The following is a 19,520-nucleotide window of genomic DNA, read 5'->3' as shown; positions in this document are numbered from 1 at the left end:
GGCAGGGCGCGACGCGCCTGCCGCGTTCAGCGCGTTCGGCGCGTTCGGCGCACGGGTCACGCTCGGGCCGCTCGGCCAGCCGGTACAATGCGCGACGGACCGGCCGCCGCCGCATCGAGGCGAGCCGGTCACGACGACAAGACCGCACCGGAGACACGCGCCATGGCTTCCACCGATCGACCCTCATCCACCGTCTTCACCGCCGCGGCGCCCATCGACGCCGGCGCGATCGCGGCGCGCCTCGACCGCCTGCCGCCCACGCGCACCGTCTGGAAGCTGGTCGCGCTGCTGAGCCTCGGTTTCTTCTTCGAGCTCTACGACCTGCTCTACAGCGGCTACGTCGCGCCGGGCCTGGTGAAGAGCGGCATCCTGTCTGCCTCCACGCATGGCCTGTTCGGTACCACCGGGGTGGCGAGCTTCATTGCCGCGCTGTTCGCGGGCCTGTTCATCGGCACCATCTCCTGCGGCTTCCTGGCCGACCGCTTCGGGCGGCGCGCCGTGTTCACCTGGTCGCTGCTCTGGTACACCGCCGCCAACATCGTGATGGCCTTCCAGGACAGCGCCGCGGGCCTGAACTTCTGGCGCTTCGTGGTCGGCCTCGGGCTCGGCGTGGAGATGGTGACGATCGGCACCTACATCTCCGAGCTGGTGCCCAAGGAGATCCGCGGCCGCGCCTTCGCCTGCGAGCAGGCGGTCGGCTTCTGCGCGGTGCCGGTGGTGGCCTTCCTCGCCTACCTGCTGGTGCCGCATGCGCCGCTCGGCCTGGACGGCTGGCGCTGGGTGGTGCTGATCGGCGCGCATGCCGCGATCTTCGTCTGGTGGATCCGCCGCGCGCTGCCGGAAAGCCCGCGCTGGCTCGCCCAGCAGGGCCGCCTCGAGGAGGCCGACCAGGTGATGCGCGAGCTGGAGCGCAAGGTCGAGGCCGAATACGGCCGGCCGCTGCCGCCGCCGGGCCCGAGCGAGCCGGTGATCGCGCGCGGCAGCTTCCGCGACATGTGGGTGGCGCCGTATCGCAAGCGCACCGTGATGATGACGATCTTCAACGTGTTCCAGACCGTCGGCTTCTACGGTTTCGCGAACTGGGTGCCGACGTTGTTGATCAAGCAGGGCATCACGATCACCACCAGCCTGATGTATTCGAGCGTGATCGCGCTGGCCGCGCCGATCGGCCCGTTGATCGGCCTGGCGATCGGCGACCGCTTCGAGCGCAAGAGCGTGATCGTGGCGATGGCGGGCGCGGCGATCGTCTGCGGGTTGCTGTTCAGCCAGAGCGGCACGGCCGGCGTGCTGGTGCTGCTCGGCATCGGCCTCACGCTCGCCAACAACATCATGTCCTACAGCTTCCACGCCTACCAGGCCGAGCTGTTCCCCACCGCGATCCGCGCGCGCGCGGTGGGCTTCGTCTATTCGTGGAGCCGCTTCTCGGCGATCTTCACCTCGTTCGTGATCGCCTCGGTGCTCAATGGCTTCGGCACGGCCGGCGTGTTCGCCTTCATCTCCGCCGCGATGCTGATCGTGATGGCCTCGATTGGCCTGATGGGCCCCCGCACCAAGGGCATCGCGCTCGAAAAGATCTCGCACTGAACGCGGGACTTCCTGCTCCCGGTAATCAATCCGGGGGCGGTGCACGAGCATTGGCCCGGAGCCGAAACATAATGCCGTTGCCCGCCGCCCGGCGTGCCGAATCCTGCGGCGCGCCGGGGCGGCGCCGACCTTCCTCGCTTGCCGGCCGCGCCGTTGATTTTTCATTGCCAATGAAAAACGAAGCGTGTACGTTACGCTGGTATCAAACTGGTACGACCCATTCGCGGGCCAGGATTCGCGGGCCGTGGCTGTCGTATCCAGCCTGTTTCTCCGTCGAAGCAAACCTCGCATGATGCCGATGGAAAGCGATTTCCGCTGGTTGTGAATGCACTCGAATTGCTTCGCATTGCGAAGTAGTGCGCGCGAACGAAGCCACCTCGAAGCGTGGCCGTCGCCTCCATGAACCTGAGAGAGAGGGAAGGTCCGATGCGTATTCCGCGTTCGATGACATCCTGGCTGTCGATGCTGCTGGCCGGCGGTCTGGTCGCGCTTGGCGGCCAAGGCGCGGCGCTTGCCGCATCCGGCGCGAGCCGGCCGGCAGCGGCGGCCCCGCTGGCCTGCAGCGAGGCCGAGCTGGGGCAGGCGCCGGCCGGCGCCAATGCCAAGCCGATGGTGATTCCCACCATGCGCGACTGGACCGGCGGCAACGGCACGCTGAGCTTCGATGCCGGCAGCCGGATCCTGGTCGACCCGGCCGACGCGGCCGCGCTCGCGGATACCGCCACGCAGTTCCAGGCGCAACTGAAGACCGTGTCCGGTCTCGTTCTTCCGATCGTGGGCCGGGCCGCCACGCCGGCCGCCGGGGACATCGTGCTGAGCCTCGCGCCTTGCGGCGCGGGCGCCGCCCAGCTCGGCGAGGAAGGCTACAGCCTCGATCTGGAGGACCACGCGGTGCTGCGTGGCCAGGGCGCGGCGGGCGTGTTCTACGCGACGCAGACGCTGCTGCAGATGCTCTCGCTGGATGGTGCCGCCGCGGGCGCGCATCTGCGGGTGGCGCGTGGCTTCGCGGTGGACGTGCCGCGCTACGCGGAGCGCAGCATCATGTTCGACGTCGGCCGCAAGTACGCGAGCGTCGATTTCCTCGCGGCCTACCTGCGCTTCATGGGCTGGTACAAGCTCAACACGCTGCACCTGCACCTGAACGACCAGGCCAAGGCGAAGGACGGCAGTTGGGGTTTGCGCGCCTTCCGCCTGAAGAGCGACAAACCGGAATTCGCCGGCCTGGTACCCGCCGATGGCCTGGTCTATACGCGCGACGACTGGGACAAGCTGGAGACGATCGCCGCCGCCCATCACGTGCGGATCGTGCCGGAATTCGACACGCCGGGGCATGCCGGCGCCTTCGCCGCGGCCAATCCCGCGATCGCCTATGTTGGCGATACGCCGCCCGGCGGCACCATCGATCCGACCAAGCCGGCAACGCTGCAGTACGTGGAGTCGGTGTTCGGCGAATTCCTGCCCTGGTTCCGGTCCTCGACCGTGCATATCGGCGGCGACGAGGTCAATGTCAACTCGGGCAGCATCACCACGGCGAGCCAGGTCGACTACCTGAACCAGCTCGGCAGGTTCCTGCAGTCGAGGCACAGGCGCGTCGAGATGTGGGGCGACGCGAGCTACCTGCCGCGGCTCGACAAGTCCTTCATCATCCAGCGCTGGATCAACTGGGGCAGCGAAGCCTCGATCAACTGGGCCGACAAGGGCTACCAGTGGACCGAATCCTACGGCGACTGGTACATCGTGCCGTTCGGCCCGAGCTACTTCAATCCGGACGGCATCAAGGGCGACACGCTGTACGCCAAATGGAGCCAGGCCACGGGCGCCAACGCGCCGAGCGGCGGCCAGATCGCCGTGTGGAACGACAACGCGCTGCTGGACAGCTATACCTGGGAGCGCAAGGTGAACGACCTGCTCAAGGATGCGGTGCCCGCCGCCGGCCAGGTGTTCTGGCGCGGGCAGGAGCATGACGCGCAGGGCCAAACCGTCGACTACGGCGTGCTGCGCCGCGCGGTGGCCACGCTGCAATACGGGCCCGACGTCACGCGCTTTTCCGACTCGCCGATTCCGGCCAGGTAGCGCAACGGCGCGCCGCATGGCGCCAGACCGAAACCGGAGCGCCTGGCGGCAAGGCGCTCCGGCGGATCGAATCCCCTTCGTCCTCACCGAGCCCGAACCCATGACCGCCAATACATCCGCGCCGCTCGACGCACTCGCCGCGACCCGCGTCAGCGGCCGCGACCTCCTCGTGATGCTCGACGGCGAGCACGGTTACGAGGCCCATCAACTGGCCAGCCGCCTGGGCGTGCCCACGCCGCGCGTGAAGATCCTGCTGGGCCGCCTGATCGCCGAGAGCCTGGTGGTCGTGCGGCGCGACAAGCTCGATTCCGCGCGTCACGCGCGGATCCGCTACTACGCCAGCGACAAGGCGCGTTCGCGTCGCGCCGAGCTGATGCCGCCGCCGCCCGCCGAGCACGACGCGAAGCAGGCGAGCGCCCATGCCGAGCAGGTACGGCAACGGCGGCGCGCGCGTGCCGACGAAACCTATCGACGCGACCTCGTCGCGCTGCTGGCCTGCATGACGCCGGGCGTGCCGCACAGCGCGGCGGCGCTGGCCAGGACGCGCAAGTCGAGCGGGCCGCGCGTGGTGGCGCTGATGCAGCAGCTCATCGCCGATCGCAAGGTGGAAGCGGTCACGCGGATCTGCAAGGGCGGTGCCTCGCGCTACGTCTACTACGTGGCCGGCAGCCGGCCCGAGGAAAGCGCGGCGAAGCCGCAACGACAGGCGGACGGCACGCCGCCGCGATCCATTTTCGAGCGCCCCGAGTTCGATGCGGAATATGGCCGCGCGCTGGGCACGCTGCGCGAGCTGAGCCAGGCGCAGCGTTGCCGCCGCAGCTGAGCGCGAGGGCGGGCGGTTCGCCGCTGGCGCGCGGTGCACATATATTCCGGTTTTCTGCCGAGGAGATTCTCATGCGACGTATCTTGCGCTTCCTGTCCGCTGCCCTGATCGGCTGCGGCCTGCTGGTTTCGACCGCTGCCGTGGCGGCGCAACCGGCGGCGCCCCGCGACCTGGCCGAGGAGGAGGGCAACCGCCGGCTCGTGATCGACTTCTACGAGCGCTTCTTCAACCAGCACGACGTGCAGCATGCCGCCGCCGTGGTGGCGCCCGACTATCGGCAGCACAATCCCGGGGTGCCGGACGGCAAGGCGCCGTTCGTCGAGTTCTTCACGGGCTATTTCAAGGAGCACCCTCGATCGAGGGCGAGGATCGTGCGCAGCGGCAGCGCCGGCGACCTGGTGTTCCTGCATGTGCATTCGACCGACGGACCGGCCGATCGCGGCCAGGCCGTGGTGGACATCTTCCGCGTGCAGGGCGGCAGGATCGTCGAGCACTGGGACGTGATCCAGGACGTGCCGGCCGAATCGGCCAACGGCAACACGATGTTCTGACCTGCGGCCGCGTGCTCCCGGCCAGGCGCCGGGGCAACGCGGTCATCGCGATCGATCGAATCGATTCATGCCTCGATCGATGCGCCGACGCGGCCAGCCTGGCCGCGTCGCATTCCTCCTTCCCTTCCTCGGCTCGAGCGAGCCGTGGCGCCGCGCGTGACGCTGCCCTATCCCGGCTTGCCGCCGAGCCCCTTCAGCCCCTGGATCACCACCATCAGCGCGCGGCCGTGCTCGTCCGAGCCGTCCCAGGCCTCGACGATCGCCTCACGCAGGCGCTCGTCGTAACTGCCGGTGCGCATGCCCGAGGCAGGGGCCTCCATTCCATAGAAAGTGCATAGCTTGATGAATGGTTCGCTGCGACGAAGACGCTGCCCATCGGACAGGCGAAGCCGCGACACGGTAGGCTGGCTGACGCCGCAAAGCCGCGCTATCTCGCTGGATGAGCGCGGATCTCCACGAAGCTTGTCGAGCAGCTCCTGAACGGAAAAATTGGTGTCTGGGGCTTCCATGTCATGCATTATAACTATACAGTAGCGCTTATTGAAATGCCCCATCGCAAGATCGGGCCGCGGTACCCGAGAGAGTTGATGACACTGAAACACCTGCCCCCGACGTTTTGCTGGACCCGGATCGGCGCCGAGTTCGGCGAGGATCTCTCGACCACCGTGCTCCGCAAGGAGTGGGAGCGTCGGCTCGGCGGCGGGCGGTTTCTGTGGGGCATCGGACAGTCGCTGGGCAGCAGCGTGCAGGTCGCCGCGCATCGCGCCGGTTCGCTGGTCGCGCTGTTCACGCCGGTGGTGAGCCGCGCGCCGGTGGTCAACCCGGGGCGCATGCTGCTCTGGAACGCCTGGGTCGATGCCGGCGGCCAGGTGCGCCAATTGCCGCCCTACAGCTTCATCACCAGCCGCGCGACGCTGCCTTCGGGGCGCCGTCGCGAGCAGCACTACGCGCTGGTCTGCGCCTCGGCGGCGCCGCTCGGCGTCGGCACGCGCCTGCGCGTGACGCCCGAGAACCTGCGCAGTGCCGTCACCGGCAAGCCGCTCGGCGCGGCGCAGTCGGCGGTAGTGGTCGATTGCGTGGCGCGCACGGCCGAGCCCGGCGCGCGCAGCTATCCGGTCGCGCTGTCGGTCGAGCTCGACGCGCCCTACACGGTGCGCCTGGCCGAGCCCTCGGTGATCAAGGCACGCGATCTCGCGCGCGTGAACAAGGCCGCGCGCGACGGCGATTTCGAAACCTATGTCGAGTTGGTCGGGCGCCTGCGCGGGCGTTCGGCCGAGGCACAGTCGCGCGGCTTCACGCGCGACCTGTTCGACTTGCCGGCGGTGGAGCCGGCGGCCGTCTACACGGATTTCGTGAAGCGGCTGCGAGCCCGCCCGCCGGCCGAACATGCGCGCGGTATCACGCGCGACCTGTTCGAGCTTCCCGCGCCCGATCCGGAGCCCGCATTCGGCACGCCTGGCCACGGCCAGGGCAAGCTGCTGCTCTAGCGTCGAGCGGCCTGGCCGCGCGATCGAATGACGGACCGGTCCGGAAGTCGCTTCCGCTGCCGCAGCCTTCGGGCGCGGCGCGGCGAGCGGGATTGATGCCCGCGGGCGTTCCTCCCTGAACGCCCGCCGCTGGCTTGCCGACGGGCGAGCCCGAGGAGGACGGTTGATGGCTCATGGTGCTCATTCGCGCGAGGCGCTTGCCGCCCAGCGTTACGTCGAGGCGACGCGCAACGTCGATCTCGCTTTCCGCGCGGTGCGCGGCGATCAGGAGGAGGGCGCGCGAAGCGCCGAATACGCGGCCGCGCAATCGCGGCTCGACCACGCGCTGGACGAGCTGGCCCGCGCGCAGGAGTTGTTCGATACGGCCGTCAACGTGCGCGGCACCCGGCATTACTGATCGGCAGGGCGCAGCGTGGGCGAAGGCCCGCGCCTTGCCGTGCCATCGCGCAACCGGGCGTCTGGGCCCGGTTTTTGCGCTGCTCGTGCCGTGGCGGCCGGCGGCGTATCCCGTGACCATTTATGACAGTCCAGGCGCGGCGGCTCGGTTAGACTGCGGCCCTGAACCCAGGCCAGTGCGCGGCCGGCCATGCAGCGCCGGCATGGCGTGCGCGCCGCACCGCGACATCTTTTTCGCCCGCCCATCATGACTGCTCCTGTCGATTTGAACGGCCTGCGTATCGGTATCACGATCGGCCTGCGCGAGCCGAACGAAAGCCTCTGGATCAACGGCATCAAGCAGAACGCGCTCTATCTCGCGAAGCTGCTGATGAAATCCTCGCGCGGCTATCGCGTGACCCTGGTCAACACCACCGACGTCGTGCTCAGCGACGCGCTGCCCTGGGATCGCAGGATCTTCGAGACGCGCAGCTTCACCGAGATGAAGGATTCGCTCGACGTGCTGATCGAGCTGGGCGGGCAGATCGACGGCGAGCAGACCGCCTACCTGAAGGCGCGCGGCGTGAAGATCGTCAGCTACTGCTGCGGCTTCGAATACATCCACGCCACGCAATCGATCCTGTTCGGCCGCAAGCTGTGGGACACGCTGTTCATCAATCGCGGCTACGACGAAATCTGGGCGATTCCGCAGATCGCGCCGTCCTCGCTGCCCTTCCTGCAATCGCTGCGGCGCTGCCCGGGGCGCGTGGTGCCCTTCGTCTGGGATCCGATGTTCCTCACCGAGCGCGCGCGGCCGCTGCGCGAGAACGGCGAGTACCGGCCCAGCGGCCAGGCGGCGAAACGCCTGACGGTGATGGAGCCGAACCACGACGTGGTGAAGTTCTGCCTCTACCCGATGCTGATCATCGACGAGGTGTTCCGGCGCGACCCCGATGCGATCTCGTTTACGCACGTCACCAATGCCGAGCACATCGCGCATCACAGCCAGGAGTTCGTGATGCTGATGAATTACCTCGAGATCGTGCGGGCCAGCAAGGCCAGCTTCGTCGGTCGCTACGACACGCCGATGTTCCTGGCCGAGTTCACCGACGTGGTGGTCTCGCACCAATGGGAAAACCCGCTCAACTACTTCTATTTCGACGTGGCCTGGCAGGGTTATCCGCTGGTCCACAACGCGCACCTGGTGCAGGACCTCGGCTACTACTACCCCGAGAACGACGTGCAGGCCGGCGCCGGGCTGCTCGCGCGCGTGCTGCGCGAGCACGACGCCGACTGGGAGCACTATGCGCGGCGCCAGCGCGAACTGCTGCGCCGCTACACCTCGAAGAACCCGGCCCTGGTGGCCGACTACGACCTGCTGCTCGCCAACCTGGTGAACGGCTCGGCTGCCTGAGACGAAGCAGGGCGGCCCTCGCCGGCCGCCCTCGTCATCCCCGTTGCTCCTTCCCCCCGCTATCGCCCGTTGTTATCGTCCATTGGCGAGCCGCGCCGTGTCGCTTGCGGGCGGCGCGCCGAACAGGCGCTTGTAGTCGCGGCTGAACTGCGACTGGCTCTCGTAGCCCACCTTCAGGCCGATCGCCCCGGCGCCTTCCCCTTCCGAAATCAGCATGCGCCGCGCCTCGCGCAGGCGGATCTGCATCCGGTACTGGATCGGCGTCATCGAGGTGAGGTTCTTGAAGTGGCGGTGGAAGGACGTGACGCTCATGCCGGCCAGCTCGGCGAGCGCCTCGATGCTCATCGGCTCGGCATAGTGATGCTTGATCCAGTCCGTGACGCGGCCGATCTTCGCCACGTGCGAGCTGTTCAGCGCGAACTGCGTGAGCGTCTCGCCGAGCGCGCCCGTCAGCAGGCGGTAGTAGATCTCGCGCACGATCAGCGGCGCCATGAAGTCGATCTCGTCGGGATGGTCGAGCAGCCGCAGCAGGCGCGAGAAGGGCTCAAGCAGCGCGTCGGTCAGCGGCGCGGCCGCCAGCGCGGCCGGCGAGGCGGTGGCCACCGGTTCGGCCGCCACGCGCTGCAGCACCTCGGCGAGCAGGGCGCGATCCAGGCTCAGCGTCAGCGCGAGATGCGGGCGGCCGTCGGGCGTTACCTCGATCTGGGTGGTGACGGGGATGTTGACGGTCACCAGCAGGAAGTTCGCCGGCGTGGCGCGGAACGACAGCTCGCCGAGCGCCACCGACTTCGCGCCCTGCACGATCAGCAGCAGGCGCGGGTTGTAGAGCGCGCGATCGGGCGGCGTGGTGCTGGTCATGCGGAAGATCGTCAGGCCCGGGATGGGCGTGGCCTGGTGCGGCGAGGCGCAGTGGCGTTCGATCGCATCGCGTATCGGGTCGAGCAAGGGGTCCATGGTCGTCTCCACTGGGGCCTGACGAGCCGGCGCTCGTTTCGGCGGATCGCGTCACCCTAAGACATTCGGCAGGATCGTGCAACGGCACGGCCGATGCTTCGCGATCCTGCCGATGCGATTGGCAGTATCGCGCAAAAGATTGGTGCGATCTCGCTGGCGCCGCCGACGCGCCGCGGCGCAACATACGTCTCATGCAGCCGGGCTGCCGGCTGTCGATCCGATCTTTCCCAAGGAGTGGTGATGAAGAAAGAAGACGTCTGGTTCATTACGGGATGTTCGACGGGTTTCGGCCATGAACTGGCCCGCCAGGTGCTCGAGCAGGGCGGCCGCGCGGTGCTGACGGCGCGCGATCCGGGCAAGCTGGCGGCGCTCGCCGCGCCGTATGGCGAGCGCGCGCTGGTGCTGCCGCTCGACGTCACCGACGAGGCCACCATCGGCCGGGCCGTGGCGGATGCCGAGGCGAAGTTCGGCCGCATCGACGTGCTGGTCAACAATGCCGGCTACGGCTATTTCTCGGCGATCGAGGAGGGCGAGGACGCCGAGATCCGCCGCCAGTTCGAGACCAACGTGTTCGGCCTGTTCTCGCTGACGCGCCACGTGCTGCCCGGCATGCGCGCGCGCCGGCATGGACACGTGGTCAACGTGTCGTCGATCGGCGGGCTGATGGCCTTCGCGGCGACCGGTTACTACCATGCCTCGAAGCATGCCGTGGAAGGCTTCTCGGAGTCGCTGGCGGCCGAGGTCGGGCCGCTCGGCATCCATGTGACGATCGTCGAGCCGGGGCGCTTCCGCACCGACTGGGCGGGCCGCTCGGTGATCGAGTCGAAGATCGTGATCGACGATTACGCGGAGACGGCCGGCAAGCGCCGTGCCCAGGCACGTGCCTATTCGGGCACGCAGCCGGGAGACCCGGTGCGCGGCGCGGCGGCGATCATCCGCGCCGTGGAAGCCGAGCATCCGCCGCTGCGCCTGCTGCTTGGTTCGGATGCCTATCAACTTGCGCAGACCAAGCTCGAATCGCTGCGCAGCGGGTTCGAGCAGTGGAAGGATCTGACGCAGAGCACCGACTTCCCGGCTGCCTGACGAGGGCTGGCTGACCCCGGCCTCGCGCCGGAGGCAAGCGACACGGGCTGGTGCAGCATCATCGCGGCGCCGGCCCGTTTTCACGAGAGCCGACCGAGGTCGGCCCCGCTTTCGTTCAGGCCTTCGGCTCGAACGGCTGCGGCACGCGATGGACCGCCTGGCGCGACAGCATCCAGCCCGGATACTCGGGCGCCAGCGCGCTGGCCTCGTCGAGCTTGGCGAGGTCCTCGGCGTCGAGCTTCAGCTTGACCGCGCCGAGGTTCTGCTCGATCTGTTCGAGCCGCTTGCCGCCGACGATCACCGTCGTCACGAAGGGCTTGGCGAGCACATAGGCCAGCGCCACCGCGGCCACGCTTGCGCCGTGCTTCTCGGCGATCGGGCGCATCGCGGCCACGCAGGCCCAGGCGCGATCCTTGTCGACCGGCGGGAAATCGAAAGTGGCGCGGCGGCCTTCGTTGTCGTTCGAGCCCGGGCCGTACTTGCCCGACAGCAGCCCGCCCGCCAGCGGCGACCAGACCATCAGGCCGACCTTCTCCTCGTTCATCATCGGCACCATCTCGCGTTCGAGGTCGCGGCCGGCGATCGAGTAGTAGGCCTGCACCGATTCGAAACGCGCGTAGCCGCGCCGCTCGGCCACGCCGAGCGCCTTGGCGATGCGCCAGGCCTGCCAGTTCGACACGCCGATGTAGCGGACCAGGCCGCGCGAGATCAGGTCGTCGAAGGTGCGCAGCATTTCATCGATCGGCGTGACCGTGTCGTTGGCGTGAATCTGGTACAGGTCGATGTAATCCGTCTGCAGGCGCTCGAGGCTGGCCTCGAGCGAGTTGATGATGTGCACGCGCGAGGTGCCGCGATCGTTGGGGCCGCTGCTCATCGGGTTGTACAGCTTGGTGGCCAGCACCACGTTCTTGCGCGGTACCGACAGGTTCTTCAGCGATTGGCCCAGCATCTCCTCCGATTCGCCGAACGAATAGATGTCGGCGGTATCGATGAAGTTGACGCCGGCGGCGAGGCTGCGCTCGACGATCGCGTCGGCCGTGGCCTGGTCCATGCCGGCGATGTTGCCCCACATGCCGTCCTGGCCCGAGCGGCCGAAGGTCATCGTGCCGAGACAGATCTCGGACACGAACAGTCCGGTATTGCCAAGCTGGTTGTAACGCATCGTGTTCTCCGTCGTTCAGCCGGCGGCGCCGGCCGTGAGTCGCTCACTATGCGCCCCCGGCTCGATGCGATAAAGTGCGCTAATCTGAACGCACTGTTATTTTCAAACATCACAATGCAGAACCTGGACGCGCTGCGGATCTTCGTAAGGGTGGCCGAGATGGCGAGCTTCACGCGTGCCGCGGAAAGCCTCGGCATCCAGAAGGGGCGCGCCTCGAACACGGTGCGCGCGCTGGAGGCTGAGATCGGCGCGCGGCTGCTGCACCGCTCCACGCGCACCGTGCAACTGACCGAGGACGGCCACGCCTTCTACCAGCGCGCCCAGGACCTGCTGGCCGATGCCGAGGCGCTGCAGTCGATGTTCACCAGCGAGCACGACGTGCCGCTGCGCGGGCGCCTGCGCGTGGACCTGCCCAGCGAGATCGCGCGCAGCGTGCTGGTGCCGGCGCTGCCCGGCTTCATCGCGATGCATCCGGAGCTGGCGCTGGAGGTGTCGAGCACCGACCGGCGCGTCGACCTGATCCAGGAGGGCATCGATTGCGTGCTGCGGATCGGCGGGATCGTCGACGAATCGCTGGTGGCGCGGCGGCTCGGCAGCCTGCGCATGGTGAACGCGGCAAGCCCTGAATACCTCGCCCGCCATGGCGTGCCGCGCAACCTGCGCGAACTGGCCACCCAGGGCCATCGGCTGGTCAACTACACCATGAGCTTCGCCAACCGGCCGACCGTGTGGGACTACGTCGAGCGCGGGCGGCCCGCCACGCTGGCGCTGCCTTGCGCACTCAGCGTCAACAGCGTGCAGACCTATCACGCGGCGGGGCTTGCCGGCATCGGGCTGATCCAGGCGAGCCGCTGGCGGCTGTTGTCCTACCTGGAAAGCGGCGAACTGGTGGAGGTGCTGCCCGAGTATCGTCCGGCCTCGCTGCCGGTCTGGTTCGTGGTGGCGCACCGGCGCAACCTGTCGCGCCGGGTGCGGGCCTTCATGGACTGGATCGAGGCGCTGCTGAAGCCGCACTTCGACGGCGAGGAGGAGGCCTGAGCAGGCCCCCGGCCATGAGGCGCCGCGGGCTTACTGGCTGCCCGGAATCGGCCCTTGCGCGACGCGCGGCACGTAGCCCGTCAGGTGCCAGCGGCCGTCGTTCTCGAGGCGGAAGCTGACCTTCTCGTAGACCACCTTGCCCGAGGTCTGCGTGGTGGCGTAGTCGACGTTGGCATAAAGGCCGTCCGGCACGTCCTTGGCGCCCGTGTAGATGATGCGCGTGACGGCGGCCCAGCCGCGGCTCTTGATGGCGCCGACCAGTTGACGCGACTGGCGCGTGTCGTCGGAGAAATGCTGCTCGTCGTAGCGCTGCTTCACGAACGGCGCCACGTCGGTGTAGAGGTCGTGGAAGCGGCCCGTATCGATCATCTGGAGTGCGAAGTCGGCGTTGCGCAGCAGCTCGTCGGCCGAGGTGCCCGCGTTGACGGGCGCGAGCGAGAGCGTCGGCGCATTGCCGGCTGCCGCGGCGGCCGGCGCCGGCGTCTGGGCCTGCGCGAGCTGGGCGAGGGCGGCGAGGGCGCCGAGCGTGGCGTAGCGGACGAGGATCGATTTCAAGTGGCCTCCGGGTTCGAAGTCGATGTGGCGAGTTGGCTAGGGCGCTGCCTCAGCGATAGAGCGCGGCCAGCGCTTCCGTGTAGGCGGCGACGTTGTCCGGGTTGTGGATGTCGACCGAGTGCAGCAGATGGGCCGCGTGCTCGCGGTAAGCCTCGAGATTCGCGTCGTGCTCGCGGAACGCGCGCAGCAACTGGCGGCCGCCTTCCTCGCAGTCGAAATCCGGGTAGTAGTAGCCGCAGGGGCCCAGGAAGGGCGAGTTGTGGACCAGCGGATAGCCGCCGTACAGCAGCTCGTAATAGAGGTAGTTCTGGGCGTTTTCCCAGGTATGGGAGATCACCACGTCGCCGTGATGCGACATGAACTCGTAGATCGCGAAACGCCCCTCGAAGGTCGCCAGGCTGTGGTTGACGATGTCGAGGCTGCGCGCGAAATGCACGAAGGTCGTGTGGTCCTTCATGTGCAGCGTGTTGCACACGCGCACGAACTCGACGAAGGCGGGCTGCTCGCGATAGGCCGCCTCGGCGATCAGCATCGGGATGATGCTGGTCTTCACCATGCAGATGTTCGGCTCGAACATCGTCACGCGCCAGCGCGAACGGCCCGGCTGGTAGCCGTAGGAACGGCCTTCCTCGAGCTGGTTGCGCGCCTTGTCGAACAGCATCGGATGCCAGATGTGCGGCACGATCGTGACCTCGCGGCGCAGGCCCGATTCGAGGTAGTGGCGGCACGAGTGTTCGAACTCGGGAATGGTCCAGACGCCGTCGTAGCGCGCGCCGGAAAACAGGAAGCCCGAGGGCTTGTCGAACATCGCGCGCTCGATGTCGATCACGTAGTCGTTGCCCACGCGCATCGTCACCACCTTGCCGCCGCGCTCGCGGAAGGCCGCGATCCAGTTCGCGTTGAACTGCGCGCTCATCTCGATCAGCACGTCGCAGCGCGTCATGGCCTCGTCCATCGAGACCAGCGGCACCTGCCACTCGTCGAGCATCATCTGCGGGTCGGCGGATTCGTTGTTGCCGCCGTTCACCATCAGCACCTCGCCGACCAGCGGCGACTGGCGCAGCAGCAGCACCAGCAGCAGGCAATTCTGGAAAATCCCGTTTTCCCACAGCGACTGGCCTGCGCCGCGCACATAGAGCGAGACGCCCACGACGAGACGCTTGCCGCCGTTCGGAAGATCACGGACGGGAATATCGGACATGCAGGTTCTCCCGCGGAAATCGGTCAGGCCAGGAGGCGCTCGACGTAGGCGTCGAGGTTCGCCGGATTATCGATCGACACGCGCTGCAGCAGGGCGTTTGCCTTCGCGCGGTAGCTGTCGAGGTTGGCGTCGTGCTCGCGCCAGGCCTGGTGCAGCACGCGCCCGCCCGTGGCTGAATCGAACTCCGGATAGTAGTAGCCGGCGTCGCCCAGCATCGGCGAATTGTGGATCAGCGGATAAGCGCCGTACAGCACGTCGTAATAGAGGTAGTTCTGCGGGTTCTCCCACTGGTGGGAGATCACCGCGTCGGTGTGCTGGGCCAGGAACGAGGGCAGCTCGACGCGCGGCTCGAAGGTGGCCTTGTGGTGGCGCACCAGGTCGAGGCTGTTCGCGAAATGCACGAAGGTGCTGTGCTCCTTCATGTGCATCGAGTTGATCACGAACATGTGCTTCACCGCATCGGGCTGCGCGCGGTAGAACTCGTCGGCGACCAGCATCGGGTAGTGGCAGCTCTTCACCACCGAGATGTTCGGTTCGAGGATCGCGAGCCGCCAGTCGGTGCGGCGGCCCGCCTGGTAGCCGAACTGGATGCCTTCCTGCGCGAGCGCGGCGATGCGGCGATCGACGAAATGCGGCGACCAGATATGCGGCATCGAATAGACCGGCGCGCGCATCAGCGTGCGCAGCAGCGGCTTGGCCGTCTTGTCGTCCTTGGGCAGGATCCAGACTTCGTCGTAGGGGCCGCCGTTGAAGATGTGGCCCGAAGGCTGGTTGAAGATCGGCGTTTCGCAGAGGCCGGCGTAGACGTTGCCGACGAAGCACATGATCAGCTTCTTGCCCAGCGTCTTCATGTACTTGAGCCAGTCCACCTGCAACTGGGCGCCCATCTCGATCACCACGTCGAGCTGGTGCGAGACGTCGCGCGGATTGACCAGTTCGACGTCGAGGCCGCCGAAATCGAGGCCGGTGGGGATCTGCTTGGCATCCCCGCCGTTGAGGAAATAAATCCGGCCGATGCGGCCGGATTTGCGAAGCATCATCGCCAGGAAGGCGATGTTCTGATGAATACCGTTTTCCCAGATCGCCTGGCCGTCTCTCGCGAACAGCGAGATGCCGACGGTCAGGCGCCTGTCAGGTCCCCCCGCGGGGGACGATGGCAAGGATTCGATCACCAGCTGTATCCATATCCAACACCGTACGTCTTGTTCTGGCCCGAGACGCCGATGCCCAGTTTCAGAATGCCGTTGGTCGTCACGTGCGCGCTTGCGCCGAACGCCATGCCGGACTCGCCGGCGAAGCGCGCGACACCGATCGCCATGTTGACGGTCTTGCCGGGCTCCACCTGCGGCAGCATCGTCAGCGCCGTGGCGGCGGCGATCCCCTGCCGTGCCATCTGGTTGGTCTGCTGGACCGCCTGCTGGGTTTGCGCGAGCTGCGAACCGAGCAGGTTGAGCTGGCTTTGCTGGCCGGAGAAGGATTGTGACATAGAAGTCGACAGCGCATTCAACTGGTTGAGGTTGACTGCGTCCGTGCCTTCCGTGCCCGCCGCGACGTTGGTGATCTGGCGTTGCTGGGTCGAACTGCCGACCGACACCACGTTGGATCGGCCGCCATCGGTCGAGCCCTGGCCGAGCGCCACCGAGTTGGAGCCGGCGCTGACCGATGGCGCCTGCGCGCCCGGCGCCGACATGTCGGCCGCGTAACCGCCGGCGCTCAGCGAGCGCGTGGTGTTGTTGGCCGCCGTGGTGGACAGCGAGGCCACCTGGGCGCTGACCGTGCCGAGGCTCGAGGACAGCGAGGTGACCGAGTTGTTGGTCGACGACAGGCTGGTGGACAGCGAGCCGATGCTGGTCGAGGTGGCGGTCGACAGCGACGTCACGCTGCTGCTCGTGTTCGACAGGCCGGTGGACAGCGAGCCGGTGGTGGTCGAGGTCGAGGTGGACAGCGAGGAGACCGAACTGTTGGTCGAGGACACTCCCGTCGAGAGCGAGCTCAGCGAGGTGGAGGTGGACGAGGACAGCGCATTCAGCGAAGTCGAGGTCGAGGTGGACAGCGAGGCCACCGAGCTCGAGAACGCGCCGGCCGCGCTGCTCAGGCTGCTCGACAGCGAGGCCACCGCCGCGTTGGTCTGGAACAGCTGGCTGCCGTTCACCGCGTCGGTGCTGGTGGCCGAGATCCGGCCGGCGGCGAGGCCCGTCAACTGCCGTTCGAAACCGGGCGCGCCGATGTTCACCGTGCCGGCCGGGTTGCTGCCGGCGAAGTTGCCAAAGGTGATGCCACCGACCGTCGTCGAACTCACCGGCACCGCCGTGGTGGTGATCGAACCGCTGCCGATGGCCACCGAGTTGTCGATGTTCGCGACGGCGTTCGGGCCGATCGCGACGCTGTCCACGCCGGTGGCGATCGAATCCGCGCCCGTCGAGTTGGTGTGGAAGTACTTGATGCCGTTCGAGTTGATGCTGTCGAGCGCATCGCCGACGTTGTCGACGTTCGCGGTGGTGCCGTTGGCCTTGTAGGTCGTGTAGGTCGGCGCCGTCAGCGTGCCGGTGGCCGGGTCGTAGGTCGAGCCGCCGCCCAGTGCCGAAGCCACGCTGTTGCCGATCTTGCCCGACGAGTTGGCGATCGAGCTGACCGAGGTCGACAGCGAGCTGACGCTCGACGAGGTGGACGTCGACAGCGAGGCGACGCTGCTGTTGGTCTGCACCAGGCCGGTGGACAGCGAACCGGTTGCCGACGACAGGGAGCCGATGCTGCTGGTGGTCGAGGACAGGCCGGTGGACAGCGAACCGATGCTGGTCGAGGTCGAGGACGACAGCGAGCTGATGTTGCTGTTGGTGGAGCTGAGGCCGGACGACAGCGAAGTGACGTTGCTGTTGGTGGTCGAGAGGCCGGTGGAGAGCGAGCCAACGCTGGTCGAGGTCGAAGACGACAGCGAAGTGATGTTGCTGTTGGTGGAGCTGATGCCGGACGACAGCGAAGTGACATTGCTGTTGGTGGAACTCAAGCCGGACGACAGCGAAGTGACGTTGCTGTTGGTGGAGCTCAGGCCGCTCGACAGCGACGAGACGTTGCTGTTTGTCGTCGACAGACCGCTGGAGACCGACGAAGACAGCGACGAGACATTGCTGTTGGTGGAGCTGAGGCCGGACGACAACGAAGTGACATTGCTGTTGGTCGAGCTCAGGCCGGACGACAGCGAGGTGACATTGCTGTTGGTGGAACTGAGGCCGGACGACAACGAAGTGACATTGCTGTTGGTGGAGCTCAGGCCTGACGACAGCGAAGTGACATTGCTGTTGGTGGAGCTCAGGCCAGACGACAGCGAGGTGACGTTGCTGTTGGTGGAGCTCAGTCCGGACGACAGCGAAGTGACGTTGCTGTTAGTCGTCGACAGACCGCTGGAAACGGACGAGGACAGCGATGAGACACTGCTGTTGGTTGTCGACAGACCGCTGGAGACAGACGAGGACAGCGACGAGACATTGCTGTTTGTGGAGCTCAATCCACTCGACAGTGAGGTGACGTTGCTGTTGGTGGTGCTCAGTCCAGACGACAGCGAAGTGACGTTACTGTTGGTCGTCGACAGACCGCTGGAGACAGACGAGGACAGAGACGAGACATTGCTGTTTGTGGAGCTCAATCCACTCGACAGTGAGGTGACGTTGCTGTTGGTGGAGCTCAGGCCTGACGACAGCGAGGTGACGTTGCTGTTGGTCGAGCTCAGTCCGGACGACAGCGAAGTGACGTTGCTGTTGGTCGTGGACAGGCCACTGGAGACAGACGAAGACAGCGATGAGACGTTGCTGTTGGTAGAGCTCAGGCCGCTCGACAGCGACGAGACGTTGCTGTTGGTCGTCGACAGACCGCTGGAGACGGACGAAGACAGCGACGAAACATTGCTGTTGGTGGAGCTCAAGCCGGACGACAGCGAAGTGACATTGCTATTGATGGAGCTCAGTCCGGACGACAGCGATGAGACGTTGCTGTTGGTAGAGCTGAGGCCGGACGACAGTGACGTGACATTGCTGTTGGTAGAGCTCAGGCCAGACGACAGCGAGGTGACGTTGCTGTTGGCCGTGGACAGGCCACTGGAGACGGATGAGGACAGCGACGAGACATTGCTGTTAGTCGTCGACAGACCGCTGGAGACGGACGAGGATAGCGACGAAACATTGCTGTTTGTGGAGCTCAAGCCGGACGACAGCGACGAAACATTACTGTTGGTGGAGCTCAGGCCGCTCGACAACGAAGTGACATTGCTGTTGGTCGTTGACAGACCGCTGGAAACGGACGAAGACAGTGACGAGACATTGCTGTTGGTGGAGCTCAGACCGCTCGACAGCGAGGTGATGTTGCTGTTAGTCGTCGACAGACCGCTGGAGACTGACGAAGACAGCGATGACACATTGCTGTTAGTGGAGCTCAGGCCGGACGACAGCGAAGTGACGTTGCTATTGGTCGTTGACAGGCCAGTGGAGACTGACGATGACAGCGACGAGACATTGCTGTTGGTGGAGCTCAGGCCGCTCGACAGCGAGGTGACGTTGCTATTGGTCGTCGACAAGCCGCTGGAGACAGACGAGGACAGGGACGACACATTGCTGTTGGTGGAGCTCAGTCCGGACGACAGCGAGGTGACGTTGCTGTTGGTCGTTGACAGGCCACTGGAGACTGACGAAGACAGCGACGACACATTACTGTTGGTGGAGCTGAGTCCGGACGACAACGAAGTGACATTGCTGTTGGTTGTCGACAGGCCGCTAGAGACGGACGAAGACAGCGACGACACATTGCTGTTGGTGGAACTCAGACCGCTCGACAGCGAGGTGACGTTGCTATTGGTGGAGCTGAGGCCGCTCGACAGCGAAGTGACGTTGCTATTGGTCGTCGACAGGCCGCTGGAGACGGACGAGGATAGCGACGAAACATTGCTGTTGGTGGAGCTCAGGCCACTCGACAGCGAGGTGACATTGCTCGTTGTCGTTGACAGTCCTGTCGACAGTGATCCAACGCTTGTCGAAGTCGAAGACGACAAGGACGAAACAGTGCTGTTCGTGTTGCTTAACCCAGTGGATAGCGAGCCGATCCCCGTCGACAGCGAGCCGACACCGGTAGACAGCGAGCCAATCGTCGTGGAGAGCGAGCTGACGCCGGTCGACAGTGAACTGATACCTGTCGACGCTGATGTTGAAAGGGAGCTGATGCCTGTCGAAACCGATG

Annotated in this window: 16 protein-coding genes; 9 read left to right on the top strand and 7 right to left on the bottom strand. The window is 66.4% G+C overall.

All coding sequences use genetic code 11. The features are described from left to right. The first annotated feature begins 162 nt into the window (after positions 1–162). The 4 genes from FB600_RS28720 (at position 163) to FB600_RS28705 (ending at position 5,031) form a co-directional block, all read left to right on the top strand. Positions 163–1,584 (top strand): MFS transporter, encoded by a 1,422-nt coding sequence (locus tag FB600_RS28720; protein ID WP_145757724.1) that lies wholly within the window; start codon positions 163–165, stop codon positions 1,582–1,584. 426 nt (positions 1,585–2,010) lie between these two features. Next, the gene (locus FB600_RS28715; protein ID WP_145757725.1) at positions 2,011–3,657 is read left to right on the top strand and encodes a family 20 glycosylhydrolase; all 1,647 of its coding nucleotides are present in this window, start codon (positions 2,011–2,013) and stop codon (positions 3,655–3,657) included. 100 nt (positions 3,658–3,757) lie between these two features. Beyond that, entirely contained in the window at positions 3,758–4,480 is a 723-nt protein-coding gene (locus tag FB600_RS28710; protein ID WP_145757726.1) for a hypothetical protein, read from the top strand. Positions 4,481–4,551: 71 nt separating this feature from the next. After that, entirely contained in the window at positions 4,552–5,031 is a 480-nt protein-coding gene (locus tag FB600_RS28705; protein WP_145757727.1) for a nuclear transport factor 2 family protein, read from the top strand. A gap of 167 nt (positions 5,032–5,198) precedes the next feature. Here the strand turns inward: FB600_RS28705 and FB600_RS28700 are convergent, their stop codons facing one another. Then, a complete protein-coding gene (locus tag FB600_RS28700) occupies positions 5,199–5,540 on the bottom strand; it encodes an ArsR family transcriptional regulator (protein WP_025101097.1) in 342 nt (113 codons plus the stop codon). A 78-nt stretch (positions 5,541–5,618) separates the two neighbouring features. Here FB600_RS28700 and FB600_RS28695 point away from each other — a divergent pair, with 78 nt between their 5' ends. From FB600_RS28695 to FB600_RS28685, 3 genes are all read left to right on the top strand, one after another. Then, positions 5,619–6,518 carry a hypothetical protein gene (locus FB600_RS28695; protein ID WP_025101098.1) on the top strand — a complete coding sequence of 300 codons (900 nt, stop codon included), beginning with the start codon at positions 5,619–5,621 and terminating at the stop codon, positions 6,516–6,518. A gap of 166 nt (positions 6,519–6,684) precedes the next feature. Then, positions 6,685–6,915: a hypothetical protein gene (locus tag FB600_RS28690; RefSeq protein WP_013689413.1), complete on the top strand. Its 231-nt coding sequence runs from the start codon at positions 6,685–6,687 to the stop codon at positions 6,913–6,915. Positions 6,916–7,161: 246 nt separating this feature from the next. Continuing rightward, positions 7,162–8,307: a DUF2827 domain-containing protein gene (locus FB600_RS28685; RefSeq protein ID WP_105852230.1), complete on the top strand. Its 1,146-nt coding sequence runs from the start codon at positions 7,162–7,164 to the stop codon at positions 8,305–8,307. A gap of 72 nt (positions 8,308–8,379) precedes the next feature. Here the strand turns inward: FB600_RS28685 and FB600_RS28680 are convergent, their stop codons facing one another. Further along, positions 8,380–9,261, bottom strand: a complete 882-nt coding sequence (locus FB600_RS28680; protein ID WP_046580090.1) for an AraC family transcriptional regulator — start codon at positions 9,259–9,261, stop codon at positions 8,380–8,382. A gap of 234 nt (positions 9,262–9,495) precedes the next feature. On the opposite strand from FB600_RS28680, the gene FB600_RS28675 reads away from it, so the two are divergent. Then, on the top strand, positions 9,496–10,344 hold the full coding sequence (locus FB600_RS28675) for an oxidoreductase (protein ID WP_186141766.1): 849 nt from the start codon (positions 9,496–9,498) through the stop codon (positions 10,342–10,344). Between the two features lie 115 nt (positions 10,345–10,459). Here FB600_RS28675 and FB600_RS28670 read toward each other — a convergent pair whose 3' ends face one another. Continuing rightward, positions 10,460–11,506 carry an aldo/keto reductase gene (locus FB600_RS28670; RefSeq protein ID WP_013689417.1) on the bottom strand — a complete coding sequence of 349 codons (1,047 nt, stop codon included), beginning with the start codon at positions 11,504–11,506 and terminating at the stop codon, positions 10,460–10,462. Positions 11,507–11,620: 114 nt separating this feature from the next. On the opposite strand from FB600_RS28670, the gene FB600_RS28665 reads away from it, so the two are divergent. Continuing rightward, positions 11,621–12,544: a LysR family transcriptional regulator gene (locus FB600_RS28665; RefSeq protein WP_025101102.1), complete on the top strand. Its 924-nt coding sequence runs from the start codon at positions 11,621–11,623 to the stop codon at positions 12,542–12,544. A 30-nt stretch (positions 12,545–12,574) separates the two neighbouring features. Here the strand turns inward: FB600_RS28665 and FB600_RS28660 are convergent, their stop codons facing one another. The 4 genes from FB600_RS28660 to FB600_RS38215 all read right to left on the bottom strand — a co-directional run. Further along, positions 12,575–13,099, bottom strand: a complete 525-nt coding sequence (locus FB600_RS28660) for a DUF4019 domain-containing protein (protein ID WP_103691677.1) — start codon at positions 13,097–13,099, stop codon at positions 12,575–12,577. Between the two features lie 49 nt (positions 13,100–13,148). Beyond that, positions 13,149–14,300 carry a DUF2827 domain-containing protein gene (locus FB600_RS28655; protein WP_025101104.1) on the bottom strand — a complete coding sequence of 384 codons (1,152 nt, stop codon included), beginning with the start codon at positions 14,298–14,300 and terminating at the stop codon, positions 13,149–13,151. Positions 14,301–14,323: 23 nt separating this feature from the next. Then, positions 14,324–15,472, bottom strand: a complete 1,149-nt coding sequence (locus tag FB600_RS28650; protein WP_186467886.1) for a DUF2827 domain-containing protein — start codon at positions 15,470–15,472, stop codon at positions 14,324–14,326. Continuing rightward, on the bottom strand, positions 15,469–19,520 hold a 4,052-nt coding region (locus FB600_RS38215; protein WP_409995283.1), incomplete at its 5' end, for a YadA family autotransporter adhesin. The genes FB600_RS38215 and FB600_RS28650, both read right to left, overlap by 4 nt.

It is taken from the genome of Burkholderia sp. SJZ089 (assembly GCF_007828315.1).
GTDB classification, from domain to species: Bacteria; Pseudomonadota; Gammaproteobacteria; order Burkholderiales; family Burkholderiaceae; genus Burkholderia; species Burkholderia gladioli.
Note: the sequence above shows the minus strand (reverse complement) of the source record. Positions and strands in the feature narration are given on the sequence as shown.

What these genes read in the sequence shown, in the direction of transcription:
- FB600_RS28720 (WP_145757724.1), top strand. Translation starts at nt 163, where the DNA reads ATGGCTTCCACCGATCGACCCTCATCCACCGTCTTCACCGCCGCGGCG.
- FB600_RS28715 (WP_145757725.1), top strand. Translation starts at nt 2,011, where the DNA reads ATGCGTATTCCGCGTTCGATGACATCCTGGCTGTCGATGCTGCTGGCC.
- FB600_RS28710 (WP_145757726.1), top strand. Translation starts at nt 3,758, where the DNA reads ATGACCGCCAATACATCCGCGCCGCTCGACGCACTCGCCGCGACCCGC.
- FB600_RS28705 (WP_145757727.1), top strand. Translation starts at nt 4,552, where the DNA reads ATGCGACGTATCTTGCGCTTCCTGTCCGCTGCCCTGATCGGCTGCGGC.
- FB600_RS28700 (WP_025101097.1), bottom strand. Translation starts at nt 5,540, where the DNA reads ATGGAAGCCCCAGACACCAATTTTTCCGTTCAGGAGCTGCTCGACAAG.
- FB600_RS28695 (WP_025101098.1), top strand. Translation starts at nt 5,619, where the DNA reads ATGACACTGAAACACCTGCCCCCGACGTTTTGCTGGACCCGGATCGGC.
- FB600_RS28690 (WP_013689413.1), top strand. Translation starts at nt 6,685, where the DNA reads ATGGCTCATGGTGCTCATTCGCGCGAGGCGCTTGCCGCCCAGCGTTAC.
- FB600_RS28685 (WP_105852230.1), top strand. Translation starts at nt 7,162, where the DNA reads ATGACTGCTCCTGTCGATTTGAACGGCCTGCGTATCGGTATCACGATC.
- FB600_RS28680 (WP_046580090.1), bottom strand. Translation starts at nt 9,261, where the DNA reads ATGGACCCCTTGCTCGACCCGATACGCGATGCGATCGAACGCCACTGC.
- FB600_RS28670 (WP_013689417.1), bottom strand. Translation starts at nt 11,506, where the DNA reads ATGCGTTACAACCAGCTTGGCAATACCGGACTGTTCGTGTCCGAGATC.
- FB600_RS28665 (WP_025101102.1), top strand. Translation starts at nt 11,621, where the DNA reads ATGCAGAACCTGGACGCGCTGCGGATCTTCGTAAGGGTGGCCGAGATG.
- FB600_RS28655 (WP_025101104.1), bottom strand. Translation starts at nt 14,300, where the DNA reads ATGTCCGATATTCCCGTCCGTGATCTTCCGAACGGCGGCAAGCGTCTC.